Source organism: Paenibacillus allorhizoplanae (assembly GCF_927798215.1).
In the GTDB taxonomy this organism is placed as follows: domain Bacteria; phylum Bacillota; class Bacilli; order Paenibacillales; family NBRC-103111; genus Paenibacillus_E; species Paenibacillus_E allorhizoplanae.
The window spans coordinates 243478-263931 of the sequence record NZ_CAKMMW010000001.1 but is presented as its reverse complement, the minus strand read 5'-3'; the positions used below and the strand labels follow the sequence as shown (position 1 = coordinate 263931).

10 protein-coding genes are annotated in these 20454 nt (G+C 47.5%); all 10 read left to right on the top strand.

Features of this window, described 5'->3' with window-relative positions:
• The first annotated feature begins 78 nt into the window (after positions 1–78).
• The 10 genes from L6I86_RS00935 to L6I86_RS00890 all read left to right on the top strand — a co-directional run bounded on the left by L6I86_RS00935 (position 79) and on the right by L6I86_RS00890 (position 20402).
• A complete protein-coding gene (locus L6I86_RS00935; protein WP_236284040.1) occupies positions 79–5004 on the top strand; it encodes an S-layer homology domain-containing protein in 4926 nt (1641 codons plus the stop codon).
• Between the two features lie 140 nt (positions 5005–5144).
• Positions 5145–6272, top strand: coding sequence for an alginate lyase family protein (locus L6I86_RS00930; RefSeq protein WP_236284039.1), 1128 nt, complete (start codon positions 5145–5147; stop codon positions 6270–6272).
• Positions 6273–6355: 83 nt separating this feature from the next.
• Positions 6356–8671 (top strand): helix-turn-helix domain-containing protein, encoded by a 2316-nt coding sequence (locus tag L6I86_RS00925; protein WP_236284038.1) that lies wholly within the window; start codon positions 6356–6358, stop codon positions 8669–8671.
• A gap of 212 nt (positions 8672–8883) precedes the next feature.
• Positions 8884–10518: a type 2 periplasmic-binding domain-containing protein gene (locus L6I86_RS00920; RefSeq protein WP_236284037.1), complete on the top strand. Its 1635-nt coding sequence runs from the start codon at positions 8884–8886 to the stop codon at positions 10516–10518.
• 87 nt (positions 10519–10605) lie between these two features.
• On the top strand, positions 10606–11571 hold the full coding sequence (locus L6I86_RS00915; RefSeq protein WP_420851822.1) for an ABC transporter permease: 966 nt from the start codon (positions 10606–10608) through the stop codon (positions 11569–11571).
• 16 nt (positions 11572–11587) lie between these two features.
• A complete protein-coding gene (locus L6I86_RS00910) occupies positions 11588–12466 on the top strand; it encodes a carbohydrate ABC transporter permease (RefSeq protein WP_236284036.1) in 879 nt (292 codons plus the stop codon).
• A gap of 15 nt (positions 12467–12481) precedes the next feature.
• On the top strand, positions 12482–14722 hold the full coding sequence (locus L6I86_RS00905; protein ID WP_236284035.1) for a glycosyl hydrolase family 95 catalytic domain-containing protein: 2241 nt from the start codon (positions 12482–12484) through the stop codon (positions 14720–14722).
• 197 nt (positions 14723–14919) lie between these two features.
• The gene (locus L6I86_RS00900; protein ID WP_236284034.1) at positions 14920–15972 is read left to right on the top strand and encodes an alpha/beta hydrolase family protein; all 1053 of its coding nucleotides are present in this window, start codon (positions 14920–14922) and stop codon (positions 15970–15972) included.
• 566 nt (positions 15973–16538) lie between these two features.
• A complete protein-coding gene (locus L6I86_RS00895) occupies positions 16539–19595 on the top strand; it encodes a glycosyl hydrolase family 2 protein (RefSeq protein WP_236284033.1) in 3057 nt (1018 codons plus the stop codon).
• A 39-nt stretch (positions 19596–19634) separates the two neighbouring features.
• Positions 19635–20402 carry a sugar phosphate isomerase/epimerase family protein gene (locus L6I86_RS00890; protein WP_236284032.1) on the top strand — a complete coding sequence of 256 codons (768 nt, stop codon included), beginning with the start codon at positions 19635–19637 and terminating at the stop codon, positions 20400–20402.
• Positions 20403–20454 lie beyond the last annotated feature (52 nt).

Genomic DNA, 20454 nt, shown 5'->3' with positions numbered 1-20454 from the left:
TATGATGAGTGTAATTGCTTGTACGCTAATCAGCCCTGTTGCCGAAGAGCGCAATCCTAACGAAGAGGTGATGGTGAATTGAAGAAAGGATCAAGCTTATATGCAAAACGGATAGCCAGCTTGTTGCTTGCAAGCGCTTTAACTTTAGCGGGACTACCTGCAGGGTTCTCCAAAGCGCATGCCGATAGTACTGTGGCAGGAACGCCGGGGGGCGTAGATGAGAGCTTGCTGAAATTATGGTTAAAAGCAGATCCGGCTAGTATGACCGTGAATGGGAGCGGGGAAGTGACCGTTTGGAAGGACAGCAGTCCGAAAGGGAATAATTTTATCAATGATGGGACAGTTGGGACTTCTAGTCCCCGGACGAAGCCTAAATATGTGGCAGCAAATCCGTCGCTGAATTTCCAGCCTTCGGTGCAATTTATCCGAGCAGGCACCGGCAGTATATTAGTAGACGGTGACGGGCTGTTCGCACAAGATGAAGTCGTAGATCGTGCAAGTGTGTATGTGACGGCCGGCGGATTGTCGGAAACGAATAAGTCTTCACAAATTTTCTATGAAACGTTACAAGGGAAAGGGAAATTGGGGGCGTACCTTCCTTTCTACTCTAATCCTAACACCCAAATTTTGTGGGATGCGGGTGATCTCGCCTCGGGTAGCAATCCACGTCTTACAACAGGGTATAGCGTCCCTCTTCGTCAATATAACAGTTGGGGGTTTCAATTTGATTCGCAGCCAGTGACAGGAAACGTCTACCAATCCGTTACGCTTGACGGTCAATCGTATGCGACTTCAACATCTTCACGTCTTCCGATGAAAGGAGTCGGGAGCAATCCGATGACAATTGGCTCTGCACTCAGCGGTGGTTCCGGTTACGACGGACAACTAGGCGAGTTGATTGTATTTAATGATGCGCTGACAGCTATGCAGCATCAGCAAGTACAAACATATATGGCCCTCAAATTCGGAACGCCGCTGAAAGGGAAGGATTACGTTTCGGCAGGGGTGTCTCCGCAAGTAGTATGGCCGTCCACGCTTAACGCGGCATTTAACAATAATGTAGCGGGAATTGCCAAGGACGAGGATGGCGCGTTAGCTCTGGATACGAGCCGAAGCAGTGAAGATCCGACAGCATCGCAAATCATCATCAGCGCAAAACAATCGCTCAGCGATAAACAGTATCTGCTCTGGGGAGATAATAAGAGCACGGCGCCTTCTATTCCTTACGGCACAGGCTTTAAGCGATCGACACGAATTTGGAAGGCTCAGAACACCGGTAATGTTGGCGCTGTGCAGGTCGCATTTCCGCTAGGGATGCTTCCGTCAGGCGGGCTTTTGTTAACGAGCAGCAGCGGTGATTTCAGCGATGCCGTGTCTCTGCCTTTAACCCAGGTTAACCTGCATGGGGAAACGTACTATGCAGCGGATGCGACGCTTGCCAATGGTTCGTATTTTACCTTTGCAGAGAAATTGCCAGACATTCAGCTATCTGCCTTGGACGTTTGGGCGGGCAGTCAGCATCTGGGGATGACACCCTCTTTCTCACCGACCAAGCTAGACGGTTATGAGGTAACAGTTCCTGAGGATGCCGATACGATCCGCTTGAATCCGCAAGCGGACGCAGGGATTTCCGTGGATGCGACGCTGACGAACAATGCGGTGACGAACCAGCCGGTGGGCGATATGAACCAGATTGCCATGACGCCTGGAATTAATAAAATAAAGGTGAACTCATCCAGCGGCAGCTCGATGAATACATATGCCTTGCAAGCGTATCGGTTGTCGGCCAAAGGAACGAACGGCCGTATTCCGATGAACGCTACCACGGTGACCGGCAGTTCGTACCAACCGAACACAACGAATATTCCGGCCAATGTCGTGGACGGGATCTGGGATGGCGATGTGCGTTGGTCGGCTTCGGGGCAAGGGGAGTGGCTGCAGTTCGATATGGGGCAGTCGGAGACAGTGACGTATATGAACATTGCTTTTCTGAATGCGGTCGATCGTCTGTCCTCCTTTGAAATTTTAGGCTCGAATCAGGCGGATTTCCAGCAATCGACGGTTCTGTTGCCCAAGCGACTTAGCCGGTCACTGCGCGCTGGCGAAAGCATTTTACAGCCTTATGTATTTAGTCAGCCAGCAGCTTATCGCTACTTGAGGTTAGTTGGGTATGGCAATAATGCGTCAGGAAGCTCAAGCAGTTGGAATAGTATAACCGAAGTTGAACTATACACGGGAACACCTCCGGAAGTGAACGAGCCAACAGGGCCAACTGGGCCGCCGCAAGCGGGGGATAAACCGGTAGATCCGCTTCCGCCAGTTCAAGTTGTTCGTGTGAATACCGCAAGCGAGTTGCAGGCTGCGCTCGATCAAGCTACGCCAGGGACGACAATTGAATTGCAGAATGGTACCTATGAGCAGCAAGGGGCATTCATCATGAAGGATAAGCACGGAACGGCTGCGCAACCGATTCGGGTGGTGGCTGTGGAGCAAGGGAAGGCGATTATCGCTGGGGACAGCTATATGTATATCCACAATGCCAGCTACGTCAGCGTGGAAGGGCTTACGTTCCACTCCGGCGGCGGGTCGGAGAATAGCGAAGATTCGTTGAAAAGTCGAGGTATTGTTGACATAAATTTTTTAGGCACTTTGAAAGGGTTACACCCTGGTGTAGAACTGTATGACACTAACAATGTCTCCATCCTGCGCAACACGTTTGCTTTGGATGAAACGGGGCAGAGATACCGTTTCTCAAAAACTGAGAACGGTGTGAATAAGATCATCTGGTGCGTCATCGGTGTGGAGAACAGCTGCCGTTATGGCAGCGAATATAACGCCAACAACGCCGTCTATACAGGAGAAACGTCGCATACACCGGGCTCTACGCTGCAAACGGATGGTGGGACGGATCGGCACTATATCCGAGTAGAGGGCAACGGCAGTCATAACCGGATTGCTTACAACGATATTGGACCGAAGACCGGCTTTGGCGCTGCAATTACGTACGATGGCAAAGATATGGTTTCGCAATACGACGTGATTGAGTACAATTATTTCCACGATATGGGTCCAAGGGTCTCCAATGGGATGGAAGCGATTCGTCTCGGACTTTCGGGATTGTCTCTGGTACCTGGGCATGTGACTGTGCAATACAACCTATTCGATGGTTTGAACGGCGAAGATGAGATCGTGTCGGTGAAAAGCAGCGACAATACGATTCGGTACAACACGATTCTGAATTCCTTTGGAGGCTTGGTGGCTCGGCATGGTCATCGTAACAGCTTCTATGGTAACTTTATTATTGCAGACGGGAAAAAAGAAGGTACCAGTGGATTCCGTATTTATGGGAATGATCATCAAATATATAACAATTACATGGAAGGCTTGACTGACGATGCCATTACAGTTGATGGCGGCACGGAGGATGCGGGACCGGATGGCAGCGCGAATCCGATGATCCACTGGGGGATCGGCGTGAATGAGGTGGCTCCACTCCGGAGCTTGTCAGAGGAAAGACAGACGGAATTGCTTCGCGGACATTGGCGGCAATATAACGTACAGATTTTTAATAATACGATTGTTAATTTAGCCAGCAAAGCTTCCGCGCTGAAAATGGACAAACGGACATTCGAGCCGACTGGGACGCAAGTGTATAATAATGTGATCTTCAGCAATGCGGGAACCATATTTAATGAGACCAGTAAAATTACGGTTGATGGCAGACCGACCTATGCCGGCAACATGACTGATGGCCTTGCGGCTGTGTCAGCAGCTGCGACTGTTGTAAACGCCACGTACAAAGGTGATTTGAAGCTGGTTCGTGGCATCGACGGATTGATCCGCTTATCGCCATTAAGTCCAGCGATCGATGCAGCCCAAGGCCCATACCTGCCGAGGGATGATATGGACGGTCAAAGACGGACCAATACCGTTGACGTCGGTGCGGATGAATATGTACCTGTAGGCGAGCTGACACAACGGCCGCTAACATCGGCCGATGTTGGGCCAACTGCAGGACGGAACGTGCCGGTGGAAGAGGAGAAGCCGGCTTTAAGCGGCCTTCAAATCAGTTCGAATCTGACGATCTCACCGGCATTCAGTTCGGAGATCACTTACTACACGGTGATGGTCCCAACGGGGATCAACAGCTTGACTTTGACGCCGACTTCCATCGGTCAGGGGGCGGCAATTCATGTGAGCGTAGACGGCGGAACGCTGCAGTCCGTTCTCAGCGGCAGCGAGAGCAGACCACTCGCCATTGCTGTTAACGGCAGTGTAGTTCTGTTGGATGTGACAATGCCTTCTGGTGCACATAAAACATACACGATACTGGCTCAGCGTCCACCGGCAAGTGGTTCATCTTCATCGGGATCCACATCTGGGTCTACCCCGGTGCCTGTACCAACACCAACGCCGAAGCCAATACCGGAACCGAGCAAACCGCCTGTAATTCCTACAGATCCGTCCAAACAGCAATCATTCGCTGATGTGCCGAATCACTGGGCGTCGGAGGTTATCTCTCGCGCAGCTGCCAAAGGCATCGTGAACGGTTACGCAGATGGCAGCTTCAAACCTGACGAGCCCATGACGAGAATGCAATTTGCTGCTATGCTGGTTCGAGCTCTTGGTTTGAAGGCCGAAACGTCAGCAACTAAGTTTGCCGATGGGGCAGACATACCAGCCTGGGCAGTCGGCGAATTGGGGGCAGCGCTGAAAGCGGGCATTCTGCAAGGCTATGAAGACGAGTCTTTGCGGCCTAATAAACCGATCAACCGAACAGAAATGGTTGCTATGCTAATAAGGGCTTATAATCAACAAGGGGGAGTTTCATCTCAAGTGTCATTTAGCGACATTTCCCAAATTCCAGCTTGGGCATTGCCAGCCATTTCGCAAGCTGTTTCCCTAGGGCTAGTAACTGGACGTGAGCAAAATATGTTCGAGCCGTTAGCTGGAGCAACGAGAGCGGAAGCGGTAACGATTATTATGCGGTTATTGGATCGATAACACCATTTTAATCTCATATCTCATGCACAATTACACATAAAGGGTAGATCATATGCAGTAGGCCTGGCATCCCGTTTTTTTTGGGACCTGGCCTGCTGCATTTAGTGCTTTGTTTGCATATATGAAGGGAGAATTTAAAGATGGAACATTTTGGCCAAATAATTAAAGAACATTGGAGTTTATATGTTGATCTGACAGCGATAATCCAACAGGCTGATGCCTACCTGACGACTTTTCCTGTACAGATTACGGATGAGAGAGCTCTGCATAGCCCGGGAAATGCTCATGACTATTATTCAAACGGCGATTATTGGTGGCCAAATCCCGATACGCCAGATGGATTGCCGTATGTACGCCGTGATGGCGAGAGTAATCCAAATAATTTTCATGCACATCGGATCCTCCTTCGCCGAATGCGATCTCGTGTTGCTTGTCTGGCTGCCGCATTTCGGATAACAGGTGAGCCGCATTACGCGTCCCACGCGGTTCGGCTGCTAGACGCATTCTTTGTCAATGAGAGCACACGAATGAATCCGCATCTGCTTTACGCGCAAGCTGTGCCTGGCGTATGCGACGGGAGAGGGATCGGTGTAATTGATACGCTGCATTTGATTGATGTGGCAGCAGCTGTTCAGATTCTACAACGTAGTCCTATGTCCTTAGCAGATTCTCTCGTCCTACAAAATGTTTCCGTATGGTTCGCAGATTACTTGAAATGGATGAATGAGCATCCACAAGGGGTAGAAGAGAGAAACGAACCAAACAATCATGGGGTATGCTGGTATGTGCAGGCGGCCGCATTCGCGCGGTTAACCGGTCAACAACCGATGTTGGATTGGTGCAGAGAACAATACAAGACCAAACTACTGGTCGAGCAGATGGCTGCAGATGGCAGTTTTCCACGGGAATTGTCCCGTACGAAGCCGTATGCCTACTCCCTTTTTACTCTCGATAATTTCGTTACGCTTACGCATCTTCTTTCCACACCTAACGATAATTTGTGGGAATTTCAACTGTCGGATGGCAGAGGGATAGAGAAAGGGATCAACTTTTTATTACCCTATATAGAAAATAAGCAAACTTGGCCCTATGGCCGAGATGTCGAATATGATGCGCAATGGCCTGTAGCTATGTCATTTTTACTGCTTGCAGGGTTGGCTTATGATTCTGATAGGCTAATGGCCTTATGGCATAAATTAGATCAAAAACCGAAAGAAGATGAACTGAGGCGGAATATGGCCATTAAGCAGCCGCTGCTTTGGATATGAGGGACTTAAAACCGAGACGAGTTCCTCTATTTTCGCTATAATATATGAAAACAGTTACAAATGGGGATAAGGGGTTAGTGCTAATGAAGTTTAATCGGATCCGGTTTAATAAACGCAGCGTAATGTTTACTTGGTTTACTTCTTATATTTCCGTGCTGCTCGTCCCAATCATCATCAGCGGAATTCTTTACGCGGCTTCCTGGCATGTGGTCGAATCGGAAGTAAATCGTGCCAACACGAACGCATTGAAGCAGATGGAATTGGCGATAGATAACAGTTTGGGAGGTATTGAGCGATTAAGTCTGGAAATATCCCTCAATAAACAGGTAAATGCGTTTATCAATACCTCACTGCCGCTTTCGGATAACGATTATTACGATTTAGTCACCATTTCGAATGATTTGCGGGTGTATCAGACAGCGAATGAGTTCATAGAACAAATTTATCTGTATTACAAAAATAGTGATACGGTTATATCGACCCGTAATCGGACGGATGGCCGCCAATTGTTTCAGATGTTAGACGGACAAACCTTGAGAGGTTATGACGCATGGAAGTCGTTTCTAGACGCTCGCTATGTCCAGACCTATATGCCAGTGACGATGAAAGAGAATGACAATTCGTACAAAGCTGTTTTATTTGCCAAATCCGTTTCATTGGCGAATCGCGATCAGCCAGGAGCGGTGCTCCTATTTGTAATGAAAGATACGAAACTGCTTGCCAATCTTCCGCCATCTGAAGCGACATCTGTGGCGTTGCTGGATAAAGAAAACCGACTAGTTGCTTCTAGTGGTCTTGAGCAAAGGCCGCAATTTCTTACCTATGACAAATTTACTGGTGAAAATGGACTCTTCTATGGGGATGTAGCCGGGGAACAGGTTGCTGTATCCTATACCACGTCAGCTAGGACAGGCTGGAAATACATGTCGATGATTCCTGCTGAGCGCTTTGATGACAAGATGAGATATATGAAAAGGCTTGTTTATGCTAGCATTTTGCTCAGCCTTCTGCTAGGCGGGGTGGTCACGTTCTTGTTCCTACGCAAAAATTACAATCCGATTAATCTTCTCATCCGCAGCTTCTCAATGAAAGCAGGGATTTCATTTGCCGAGGGCACGAATGAGTACGGCTTCCTGCAAGATGCGCTCAACAATACATTCGCCGAGAAAGAGCAGGTTGATCGCCGTTTGCATCAGCACCGCGATGCCATTCGTTCGCATTTTCTGCAGGGGCTTCTAAAGGGGAACCTGGAACAGGATATTCCTGTACATGAATCGCTCTCAGCGCACGATATTCGATTGTCTTCCGATCATTTTGCAGTACTCTTATTCCATATCGATCATTTTGGCAAGTTCCAGGACGATGTCACCGTTGATCCGCAAAAGGTGAAGTTGATGCAGTTCATCCTGATGAATGTTGTAGAAGAAGTAATCGGCAGCCAGCATCGAGGTTACGTAACTGAAATTGATGATATGCAGGCTTGTATTTTTAATTTCGGCATGGGGCAGGACCCCGAGGACCTGCGGCAGGTTGCTGAACAGGTGAAATTGTTCTTGCTTGACCATTTCCATGTCCATTTGACAGTGTCGATTAGCGGAATTCATACCGAGTTGTTCGGGATTGCCGGGGCCTATCAAGAAGCGCTGTCGGCGATGGCTTATCGACTTGTTATAGGAGGCGGAGCGATCATTCGATACGATGAATTACCGAGTTCCGAAGCTGCCCACCAGGCCGGAAATTATTATTACCCGTTGCATGTGGAGCAGCAATTAATTAATTTTGTCAAAACAGGCGATTATGAGAAGTCGAGCTCCATCATTGAGCAAATTATAGAAACAAATGCATCTAATGCGGTGTTGTCCGTCCCACTCGGCAAGTGTCTCATGTTTGATTTGGCTAGCACGATGTTGAAAACGATGAATGAAATCGGCTCGCAAAGCAATAAAGCGTCCTTTATCGAACAGTTTCATCCTGTGGAACGACTTTTCGGCTGCGAAACGATGAAAGAAATGAAAGGGGAAATCCTCTCGATTCTTGAGCAGGTCTGCCAGTCCATCCAAGCTGAGCGTAAACAGGATTACAGTCCGCTTGGCGAGCTTGTAATTTCATTTGTGAAAGCCAATTACGCGGAAGATAATTTAAACATTTCGATGATTGGAGAGAAGTTCGGAATCACACCTTCTTATTTATCCAAACAATTTAAGGCACAAACCGGGGATGCACTGCTTGATTTTATTAGTCGAACACGGTTGGAAGAGGCCAAGAAGCTGCTAAGCGAACAATCGCTCTCCATTATGGAGATTGCCCGGAAAGTTGGGTATGCGGATATCAATACGTTTAATCGAACCTTCAAGAAATTTGAGGGCATTACGCCAGGGAAATATAAAGAACTAAAGTGATACGTTACTGTTTGACATGGAGTCGTACAAGCTTGCTTGCGCGACTTTTCATTTTTTGCACAGTGATTTTGGATTCTGATGATTGCTTTCTATGGATTTTAAATAGGGATTTGCAGTTTTGACGATATTCAAAAGGGTGCTTTACCAGCCATACTGAAGTTACAGTGCTACAACGAAATCAATCGCACTAGAAAATATGAGGGGGATTCCACATGAGCAGTCGTTCAAAAAGAAAATCCATTAGCCTGGCACTAAGCGTTGTGGTCGCTTCCAGTATGTTCGCCGCATGTTCCAAAGAGGCAACGAAGTCTCCAAGTGAAACGGGAGCTACTACAACGACAGCACCAACTGCCGCAGCAGGCAAATATCCAATTGCTACGCAAGAAACACTAACATCTTGGGAGCAAATTAACCCGAACTTGACAACGTTATTTCCTAACCTTGGCGATTCCCCATTTGGCAAGCGATTGGAGAGCGAAACCGGCGTTAAGGTCAAGTATACGCATCCTGCTGACGGTCAATCGAAGGAACAATTCAACTTGCTGATCGCTTCGAACAATCTACCGGATGTGATTGAATATAATTGGGGCGGCGGCGGAACGGCTGCGTATCCAGGTGGACCGGAGAAGGCGATTGCCGACAAGGTCATCCTTCCTCTTAACGACTTGATCGATAAGAATGCACCTAATTTGAAGAAGCTGTTGCAACAGGATAAAGAACTGGACAAAATGATTAAAACGGACAACGGCACCTACTACGCTTTTCCAATGATTCGTCCGGACAATGGCCTGGTTTTCCGCGGACCGATGCTTCGCAAAGACTGGCTGGATGAGATGAACCTCAAAGTGCCTACAACAATTGATGAATGGTACACCGTATTGAAAGCGTTTAAGGAGAAAAAAGGAGCTTCCGCAGCTTTGACCGCTCAATACAGCAATGAATTGAATATTCAGGATGCTTTCATTGGCGCTTATAAAACAGCCAACCGTTTCTACGTTGATGATCAAGGCAAGGTGAAATACGGGCCGATCGACCCTCAATTCAAAGATGCTTTGACTCTGCTGAACAAATGGTATGCGGAAGGTTTGCTGGATAAGGATTTCGCGTTGAATACAGATTCCAAATCGCAGGATACGAAATTACTGAGCAACGCTTCCGGAGCGACAGTTGGCCTACTCAGCGCTGTGGGTAAATGGATGGATACGGGCAAGAAGACGAACCCGAACTACCAGCTAGTGGCTGCTCCATACCCGACGTTGAACAAAGGCGAACGTGCTTTCATCGGTCAACGTGACTTTAAATACAACCCAGCTGTAAGTAAAGCTGTTGCAGGGGATTCCAAACATGCGGAGCTGGCTGTCAAGTGGATGGATTATGCGTTTGGCGAGAAGGGCGCATTACTCTTCAACTTCGGTATTGAAGGCGAAAGTTATACGATGAACAATGGCGTGCCTACGTTTACTGATAAAATCACCAAAGATCCGAAATTCAGCCTGCAGCAAATGGTATCCCAGTATACGAAGCCAAACGGTCCGTTCTTGGGTGACAGCCGGAAGAGCTTCAATACGTACAAAGAGCAAGATGACGCTGTCAAGATTTGGGAGCAAACGGACGCTGCTAAGCATGTGATGCCTCCTTTCTTGACGCCGACAACAGAAGAAAGCAAAGAGCTGGCAAAATTGAGTACAGCGATTACGAGCTATAAAGAAGAAATGTTCGTGAAATTTGTCATGGGCAAAGAGCCGATCAGCAAATTCGATGACTATGTCAAACGGATTAATGAAATGGGGATCGACAAGGTGACCCAAATTTATCAACAAGCTCTAGATCGATACAATAAGCGATAATTAGTTTACGGCAAAATCTTGCGGGAGTAGGAGCGTATTGTTCCGATCTTCCGCAAGAATAGGGCCGTGGCAGGAGAAGGTGATGCGATGAACACCATGATTTCCAAAACGAAGCCAGTTACAGCCATTGAAGACAAACGAAAAGTATTTCGTTTCGGGTTATTGCTGGATATACGTAAAAACAAACTGCTTTATGTAATGTTGCTGCCTGTTCTGCTGTATTATGTCGTCTTTCATTATGCGCCGATGTATGGCGCCTTGATCGCTTTCAAGGATTACTCTCCAAGGATCGGTATTTGGGGGAGCGACTGGGTTGGGTTCGAGCATTTTATTAATTTTTTCAACGGAGCCTACTTCTGGCGTACGATTAAGAATACGGTTCTGATCAGCTTCTACCAGTTGTTGTTCGGATTCCCGGCGCCTATTATTTTGGCCCTTTTACTGAACGAATTAAGACATGCTATGTTTAAAAGATTGGTCCAGACCGTTACTTACATGCCGCATTTTATTTCTTTGATTGTCATTTGCGGGATATTGAAAGATTTTACAACCAGCGATGGAGTTATCAACGATATCATTGCCTTTTTCGGAGGGGAACGCTCGACGTTCTTGCTAGAACCAAGTCTGTTCCGTTCTGTCTATGTGACTTCCGGGATCTGGCAAAATATCGGATGGGGGACGATTATTTTCTTGGCGGCTTTAACCGGAATTGATCAAGAACAGTACGAGGCAGCTAGAATCGATGGCGCTGGCCGCTGGAAACAAATGACGCACGTCACGTTACCGGGGATTATGCCCATCATCATTATTTTGCTTATTCTCGACATAGGTAAAATGATGAATGTCGGTTTTGAGAAAATCATTTTGCTGTACAATCCGGGTACTTATGAAACGGCAGATGTCATTTCTTCCTATGTGTACCGCGTTGGTCTGCAGGACTTCAATTATAGTTACAGTTCAGCGGTGGGCTTGTTTAACTCGGTCATCAACTTTGCCTTGCTCATTTCCTCCAACTGGTTGAGCCGCAAATTCAACGATACAAGCTTGTGGTAAAGGAGTGTGCGTGAGGATGGTAAACAAGAGGAGCTTTTCAGAAATATGTTTTGATACGTTCAATGTTTTGCTGCTGATTTTAATGATGCTGCTTACCGTATATCCACTTATTTATGTGCTGTTTGCTTCGGTTAGTGACGCAGGAAGCTTGATGGGCTATACGGGCATGTTATGGCGTCCCCTCGGTTTCTCGCTTGATGCTTATACGAATGTATTCCGCAATCCGATGATTGTAAGAGGCTACGGCAATACGCTGTTTGTCGTACTAGCGGGCTTGGTGCTGAACATTACGCTCACTGCGTTCGGGGCTTACGCGCTCTCGCGAAAGAGCTTGCAGTACCGCAAGCCGCTTATGTTGTTTATCATTTTTACAATGTTCTTTAGTGGCGGGTTGATCCCCCTTTACTTGACGGTCAAAGGTGTGGGATTAATCGATTCCTTATGGTCGCTTATTATTCCAACTGCCATTAATACGTTTAATCTGATTCTAATGAAGACGGCATTCGAAGCGATTCCAGATGCACTTGAGGAATCGGCCAAAATAGATGGAGCGAACGACTTCGTCATTCTCTTTCGGATTGTGCTCCCGCTCTCGATGCCCGTTATCGCTGTCATGCTGCTGTATTACGGCGTTGGCCATTGGAATTCCTGGTTTAATGCGATGATTTTCCTGCAGGAGCGTTCGCTTTATCCATTACAGCTAGTGCTGCGGGGGATTTTGCTGCAAGGGGAAACCAATGCCAATTCAGGCGCTTCCGATGACGATGCCGCCATGCTTGCCGCTACCTTGAAGTATGCGACGATCATCGTTGCGACGGTTCCGATTTTGTTCGTATATCCATTTTTACAGAAATACTTTGTGAAAGGTGCTCTGATCGGAGCCGTCAAAGGATAGAGGAGGGATCTTTGCGTGAAAGAAGTAAACAGCTCAGCGGTTAAACTAGAGGTCGATTGGGAAGCCTACATGGCCAATAACGATATGGAATGGGTAGTTAAGCCTGTTAGCTGGGACGAAGGAGCTTTCCTCGGCAATGGCTTGCTCGGCACGATGGTTTATGGCGAGGAGCATGCGAGTAAGCGAAATGTGCTTCGCATGGTGACCGGACGCACGGATGTCACGGCCATCCGTATGGATAAACCAGGATTCCCGCCCCGCGTTCAGCTTGGTGAGCTGGATCTGGAATTGGAAGGGAAGATCTATCATCCCACACAGATGCGCATTAGCTTATGGAACGCTGAACTGCAGGCTACGCTGACGACAACAAGCGGAGAGGTCAAGCTGCGCTCACTCGTCCACAGTCTTGATCCGGTGATCGCCATAGAGATCGAGACGACAGATGGAGAAAATGGTGCTCGGTTTGCATGGTACCCTTTTCCAGAAGTCGATCCTGTTCTGAAGAACGCAGACGGCGTGAATTTAAATCAATATGTGCCGCAGACGGAAGTAGCCTATACGGAAGATGAGGATGGCATCCGCGTGTGTACCCAGCGGTATTCGGGCGAAGATGGCTGCGTAACCGCTTGGAAGGACGTGCAGGTTTCACCGAATCGGCGTATCTGCTGGCTGTCCATTGCACGGGGGCATAGTGAAGCGACAAAGGCTGAAGCTGTAGAGGCGGTAGCGCAGGCTTCAGCAGCGAATTTCGAAGAATGGGTGCAAGCACATAGGGATTGGTGGCACCGCTATTACCAGCAAAGCTTCGTTTCGCTGCCGGATGGACGATTGGAAAGCTTTTACTGGATACAAATGTATAAGTTGGCTTCAGCTACGCGAGTAGACAAACCCTTGATTGATAATCAAGGTCCTTGGCTGACATCGACGCCTTGGCCAGGTGTCTGGTTCAATATGAATGTACAGATGAGTTATTCACCGGTTTATACGGCTAATCGTTTGGAGATGGGGGAATCTCTTGTTCATTCTCTGCATGCGAATAGACATCAGCTGATTCGCAATGTGCCAGAACCTTTCCAGCACGATTCAGCTGGTTTAGGACGAAGCTGCAGCTTCGACTTGCAGACGAATGTAGAGGATGAGATTGGCAATTTAACGTGGATTTGTCATAACGTGTGGCGGCACTACCGATATACCATGGATGATGGCATGTTGGAGGAAGTGTTATTTCCGATTCTCAAGCGGAGTGTGAATTATTATATCCATCTGCTGGAGGAGGGAGAAGACGGATGCTTGCATCTGCCTCCGACAATATCTCCCGAATATGGCTCATTCATGCGGACAACGGTGCCGGACTGTCATTATGATCTTTCCTTGCTGCGCTGGGGCTGTGAGACCTTGCTTGCGATATGCAAGAGGTTGAGCATTAGCGAACCACTCAATCCGAAATGGGAAGACATTCTGGCGCGTTTGGTCCCCTTGCCTGTCGATGAGACTGGCTTTATGGTGGGGCGCGAAATGCCACTTGCTTACGGGCATCGTCACTTTAGTCACTTGCTGGCGATTTTCCCGCTGCATCTAATCAGCGGAGAAACGGAGGAAGAGCGTGCTTTAATCGCAACTTCTCTGCGTCATTGGCTGGCGAAAGAAGGCGATTTGCGTGGCTTCAGTATGACCGGAGCGGCCTCGATTGCCGCAGTACTTGGATGGGGAGATGAGGCGATGCGGCTTCTGCAGTCGCTGCTGCTCATCATCAAGCCGAATACGATGTACAAGGAAGCGGGACCGGTGATCGAAACGCCGCTGGCCGGTGCGGAATCGATCCAGGATATGCTGCTTCAGAGCTGGGGCGGTAAGCTGCGGGTATTTCCAGCTGTGCCGGAAGCATGGACAGAACTGGCCTTCCATGACTTACGAGGGGAAGGCGCCTTCTTGGTCAGCGCTGTCCGCAAGGATGGTGCCACACAGTGGATCAGGGTGAAGAGCTTGGCTGGAGAAGCATGTCTGATTAAGACGGGCTGGCATGGACGGATTCGATGGAACATCATCGGCGTAGACGGAACAGAGCGAGTGTCTGGTGAAATGGTTATCCATGATGAACTATCACTGGAGTTGAAGAAGGGTGAAGAGGCTTTTCTCTACCCAGGTGAAGAGGTTCCTGATTTCCATGTAAGTCCGGTCGGAGGAAGGGACAAGGTTGTGCGCTACTTCGGCGGACACAAGCCCTGGCGGTTATACGGGTTTCATTCAGACAAATAAAGCGGTAAATAGTTCTGGCATGATAATGGAATGAATATGAGGCTGTCCCATAAGTAGATTCTTCTACTTTAGGACGGCTTTTGCTTTATTTATATAGACACATTTTATTGTATCAGGCATGCCAAAGGGGAAGACTTACCTCGTGTCGAATAGCAGAGTGTGATGATGTGTTACTTTAATTAAAATGAGGTGGCTGCATGTTTGCACAGTACGAGGACTCCGAACGATTAGATAAGATGGAAGGTTTGACAGAAGCCTATTCGCCGTATCAGGATTTTCGATTATATCCTTCTTCGGTTACTCCAGGAATTCGACTCGGAATGAATGTGATCAAACCGGAGAATCCGGGTCTACTGCTTATTCAATTGCACGGCTGGCATATGAGTATGCCGAAGCCGCAACGGCGTGATACCCCTAATGAAAGCTCGTATTTGATTGTACAAGTGGATATGCGTGGGCGTGCCTTCTCCCAAGGGAACGCAGATTGTAATGGGTTCGAGCTGATTGATATCTACGATGCCGTCCAGTTCGTTCGTCAAGTGTACAAAGACTGGCTGCTCGCTGAGGAGCCTACTTACTTGGAAGGCGGAAGTGGTGGCGGCGGTAATGTACTAGCTACCGTAGCCAAGTTTCCTGATCTATTTGCAGCAGCGTCGGCCTTGTACGGGATGTCTGATTACGCTGTTTGGTACGAACAAGATCAAATAGGAGAATTTCGCGACGAGATGGATGTCTGGATTGGCTGCACGCCGCAAGAAGATATGGAGCGATACCAGGCAAGAAGTGGCTTGCACTTGGCTATGAATGTGCATACTCCGATCTACATCACCCATGGTGATGGGGATATTCGAGTGCCTGTCACTCACTCTCGTAATTATATAGAGAAGATGCAGCAATTGAACAAAGAGCAGCTCGTTCGTTATGATGAGCTTGCAGGTGTCGGAGATCAAGGACATCTAGCGCATATTCGACCCGAACAGTCACTCCGAGTGAAAGTAGAATCAGAGCGAAATAGGAGCGACCACCCGAGGCCAATTCAGCTTCCGTTACAGGGTAAACTTCTAGTGGGCGGGTATGTGTACACGAAGTACTTCAAGCTTCATTTAGACTCTGTGAATCATCTCGCTGAACTGGTGTATGACGTTGAGGAACGCAGTGTCCGATTAACCGCTTCAGCAGAGTATACGTATTATTTAGAATGGGCGGATGGGACTGTTGTAAGCGGATGTTGTGAGATACATGCAAGATAGAAAAATGGAGATTTTTGGCATGAAGAGAGGGCTCATGCTTAGATTGTTTCTGTCGAATTACATAAGTAAGGTGAAAGAATTTAATTAATTGATTACAAATAAGAATTGATAAAGCGAAATCAGAAAATAGGTCTAGAGACCTGTTTTCTGATTTTTACTTTTTTGCGCGAGTTTTTTCACTAATTTTGGCAAATGCCTGATGCTTTTCAATATACTGCTTTTGCTCAGTGGGCATTCTGGTGTTAAAGAAGTGGCTAGTTCGGTGGAGGAGTTAGTACGTATCTTCCTTTCCAATGGATTGAGTATCCGAAAGGGAATTTTCAATATTTTGGGACGCACACAAATTAATTTAGAAGTTCTAGAGTTGTAATGAACATAAAACGGTTAAGGTGGGAGTTTGATCCTGCCTTAACCGTTTTTTATTTATACACCTTCGCAGCATGTCGCATATCCAAGAGAATTACCTATATTGCAATTTACTTTGTGAATTGCGCCTCCTAGAATAACTGTAGAGGTAAATAGAAGGTTCACCTTTACGGGCAAGGTTCAACTCAGGAGGTAGCGCAATGTCAGACGCAATGGAAATTAATTTTGAGGCGTTTCAGAATCCTCCCGCTCAATTCCGTTCGATTCCGTTCTGGTCTTTAAACGACCGATTGGAACCCGCTGAAATAAAAAAACAACTGCAGCAGTTTGCTGAAGGTGGATTTGGAGGGGTATACCTCCATAGTCGAACAGGGTTAATGACGGAATATTTGGGAGAAGAATGGTGGGCTGCGATCCAAGCTGCCTGTGAACTGTGTGAGGAGCTGGGGATTGAGGCTTGGTTTTATGACGAGGAGAAATGGCCTTCCGGTTTTGCGGGCGGGATTGTTCCTAACCTAAGTTCGGATTATCATGCGAGATCACTAATTAGACTGGTCAAAGGGACAGAGCTTCCCCCTAACTGTGAATGGTTACAAGAGGATGATTCCTATATCTATGTAAGCTGCAAAGATGCGCTAGGCAATGCGTGGTACAACGGCACCTGTTGGGTCGATTTAATGAATCCGGAGATGGTAAAGTCATTTATCGATTGCTCTTACGCGCCCTACGCTGAGAAATACAAAGCCTATCTTGGGCATACGGCCAAAGGGATTTTCACAGATGAACCCCAGATCAGTCCAAGAGCTGTCAGCTTTCCCCATCAGGGGATGATCAGCTACTCGCCTTGGTTGAGGGAATTTTTCCAAGGCCAGCATGGCTATGACATATTGGAGCACGTGCAATCCCTTTTTGACAACACAGGTGCGTACAGGAAAGTTAGACTAGACTACTATCGGAGCCTATCTGCTCTGTTAGAAAACAGCTTTAGCCGCCAGATTGGCGAATATTGTGCGGAGGCGGGATTGACGTGGACGGGTCATTTTAATGGGGAGAACTCTTTTGGTTCCATTATTTTGAATGTTGGTAATATGATGATTCAGTATCGTCATATGCAACAACCTGGCATTGATCACTTGGGTTTACGGATTGATGGCGGGCTAATTGCCGCCAAAAGCCTGACTAGCGTCGCCAATCAGTACGGGATGACGCGCAGGCTCTCTGAATTGTTTGGCATCAGTGGTCAAAATATGAGCTTTGAAGACCGCAAATGGATCGCTGGCTGGCACGCTGTGCTTGGTATCAATCACTTTTGCCCGCATCTCGCTTTATATAGCATGAAGGGCTGCAGGAAGCGCGATTATCCGCCTACGATTTCACCGCAGCAACCTTACTGGAAAGACAATAAGCTGGTGGAAGATTACATGGCGCGGATTTGCTACGTAACGGCTCTAGGGGAATTTGCACCCGAGCTGCTGGTCTTGCACCCGCTGGAGAGCTGTATCATGGAACTTCCAGGGGCGGATGTTGTTTCCATTAATGCGGTAAGTACGATTAGCATCAATGAACGCGACACCCAATTCATTACGCTCCTAGAGCAGTTAATGGGAATTCATCGAGATTATGATTTGGGCGATGAACAAATTCTTCAAGACATTGGCAAGATCGAGGGGGATCAGTTGCAGGTTGGCCAAATGCACTACAAGATCGTCTTGCTGCCTTATATGAGCACCATCCGACCATCGACGCTCACCTTACTCGAAGCTTTTACGCAGAACGGTGGTAAAGTTCTCACAGTTGGTGGATATCCGACCTATGTGGATGGAGAGGAGGATACGGCTACCCTGGATAAGCTGAAATCGTATGCCATTCCTATTCAAGAGGATCAGTTAGAAACAGCGCTCGCCCAAGCGGTTGCACCATTGATTCGTTTGTTCGGCGAAGAGGTCTCTTCCATATGGACACAGCATAGAACTTTAGAGGGTGGTAGCCTGGTTTACTTCATTAACCTTTCCCGTGCACAGGAGATCGATTATGCGTTTAAGCTACAAGAAACAGTTGAAAGTGCGCTGCTGTGGGATCCTGAAACTGGTCATGCTCATCATCTTAAAGCGGACGAAGAGGGGAAGTTCCATGTGAGACTCGAGCCCGCTCATTCCTTCATCGTAACAACGGGCGAGGCATCGCGAGGAGCAACGATTTCAGGCGATTATCATTTGCCAGGGAAACTCGATCCTATCCTGACATTGGAAGGGCCATGGAAAGGAATTCGTCAAGATCCGAATTTGCTCACACTCGATTATGCTAGATATTCAACCGATGAGGGTGAAACTTACAGCGAACTGGAACCTGTCATTGGGATTCATGAGCGCTTTACGGATACAGGGTATAACGGCTCGCTTATACTAGCCTATGCATGTGAGGTGGCCGTTCTCCCCTTACAAGACTTTCTTATTGTAGAGCAGCCTGAAATGTATGAGTGCATAGCCGTAAATGGACGAACCATTCCTATTCAAGATTGCGAATCGTATCGAGATGCTTCATTTCGTAAAATAAACATCACGGATAGCCTAGAGATAGGTGCCAATCGCATCACGCTCATGCTACATTACATCGCTCCTATTTTAGATAGCAGTCAGGCGGTTTTAAGATATGGAACGGAAATCGAAAGCATCTATGTGGCGGGAGACTTCGGTATTGAGGCTGAAAGTTCTGAAGTGGCAGATCAAGAAACCCCTCGTGTTCACTGGCTTACTAATTTTGTAATGACGGCAGAACGAGAGACGTTCAAAGGTGACTTAGCGATTGAAGGCTATCCTTTCTATGCAGGCGAATTTCATCTCTCATGCAGCTTCTCTTTGCCAGTAAAGAAGACCGACAAGCGATATTTTTTCGCCTTCCCTAGGGCCGATGTGATAACGCTTACAGCGGAATTGAACGGCCAAATGTTGGGAACCATCGCCAGCAGTCCTTGGAGGTTTGAAGTGACAGAAGCTATACAAGCGGGTGAAAATCATTTGCAACTCACATTAGCTAACTCTCTTCGTAATATGCTGGGCCCTCATCACCATATTGGTGGTGAACTAACTAAGGTCAGTCCAGAAAGCTTCACTGGCCAGACGAGCTGGACGTATCGGGGAACTGGCGAAGTCGATTGGTACGATTGCAGGCTGACAGGGCAAGCGAGTTTATGGCGTGATGACTACACGATCGTGCCTTTTGGATTATCGAAAGGGCCTATTATTTTAGTAGAGAATTGATTTCATTATATACACAATTAATAGAAAGCGGTGAAGGACATGAAAGTTGCAGCACAATTATATACGCTTCGTGATTACCTCAAGACGCCAAACGATATTGCATCTACGCTCAAAAAAGTAAAGGAAATTGGGTACAATGCCGTCCAAATTTCGGGAATGGGACCGATCGGACACAAGGAATTGAAAGAAATGACCGATCGTGAAGGTCTGAAAATATGCGCAACGCATATCAGCTATGCGGACTTGGTTAATCGGATCGATAGCGTAATTGAACAACATCACATTTGGGATTGTACGTATGTAGGAATTGGTGGATTACCTAACGAATATAAAGGTAGCGGAGAAGGTTACGCGGCATTCGCCAGAGAAGCTTCTGAGATTGGGAAAAAGCTGCAACAAGCGGGATTGACGTTTATCTATCATAATCATGATTTTGAATTTGCCAAATTTGAAGGTCAAACGGGCATGGACATCTTAAGAGAGAACTCGGACAGTCAAGCCTTTCACTTCGAGCTGGACGTCTATTGGGCACAAGCAGGCGGAGCGGACCCGGTTGAATGGATTCGCAAATTCAATGGACGGATGAAAGTTGTTCATTTGAAGGATATGTTAGTGACGCATAACCGAGAGCAGCGTGTTGCCGAAATCGGTGAGGGGAATATGAATTTTGCCGGAATCTTAGCAGCTTGCCGAGAAATTGGCGTGGAATGGGGAGCGGTGGAGCAGGATTTCTGCTTTGATCGGAATCCATTTGATAGTGTAGCCATCAGTCTGGAGAGATTGAAACGACTCGGAATTGACGTGTAGCAGGAACATATCGGTTACATCAACCTAATGGATACACGAGGAGGTTAAGGCC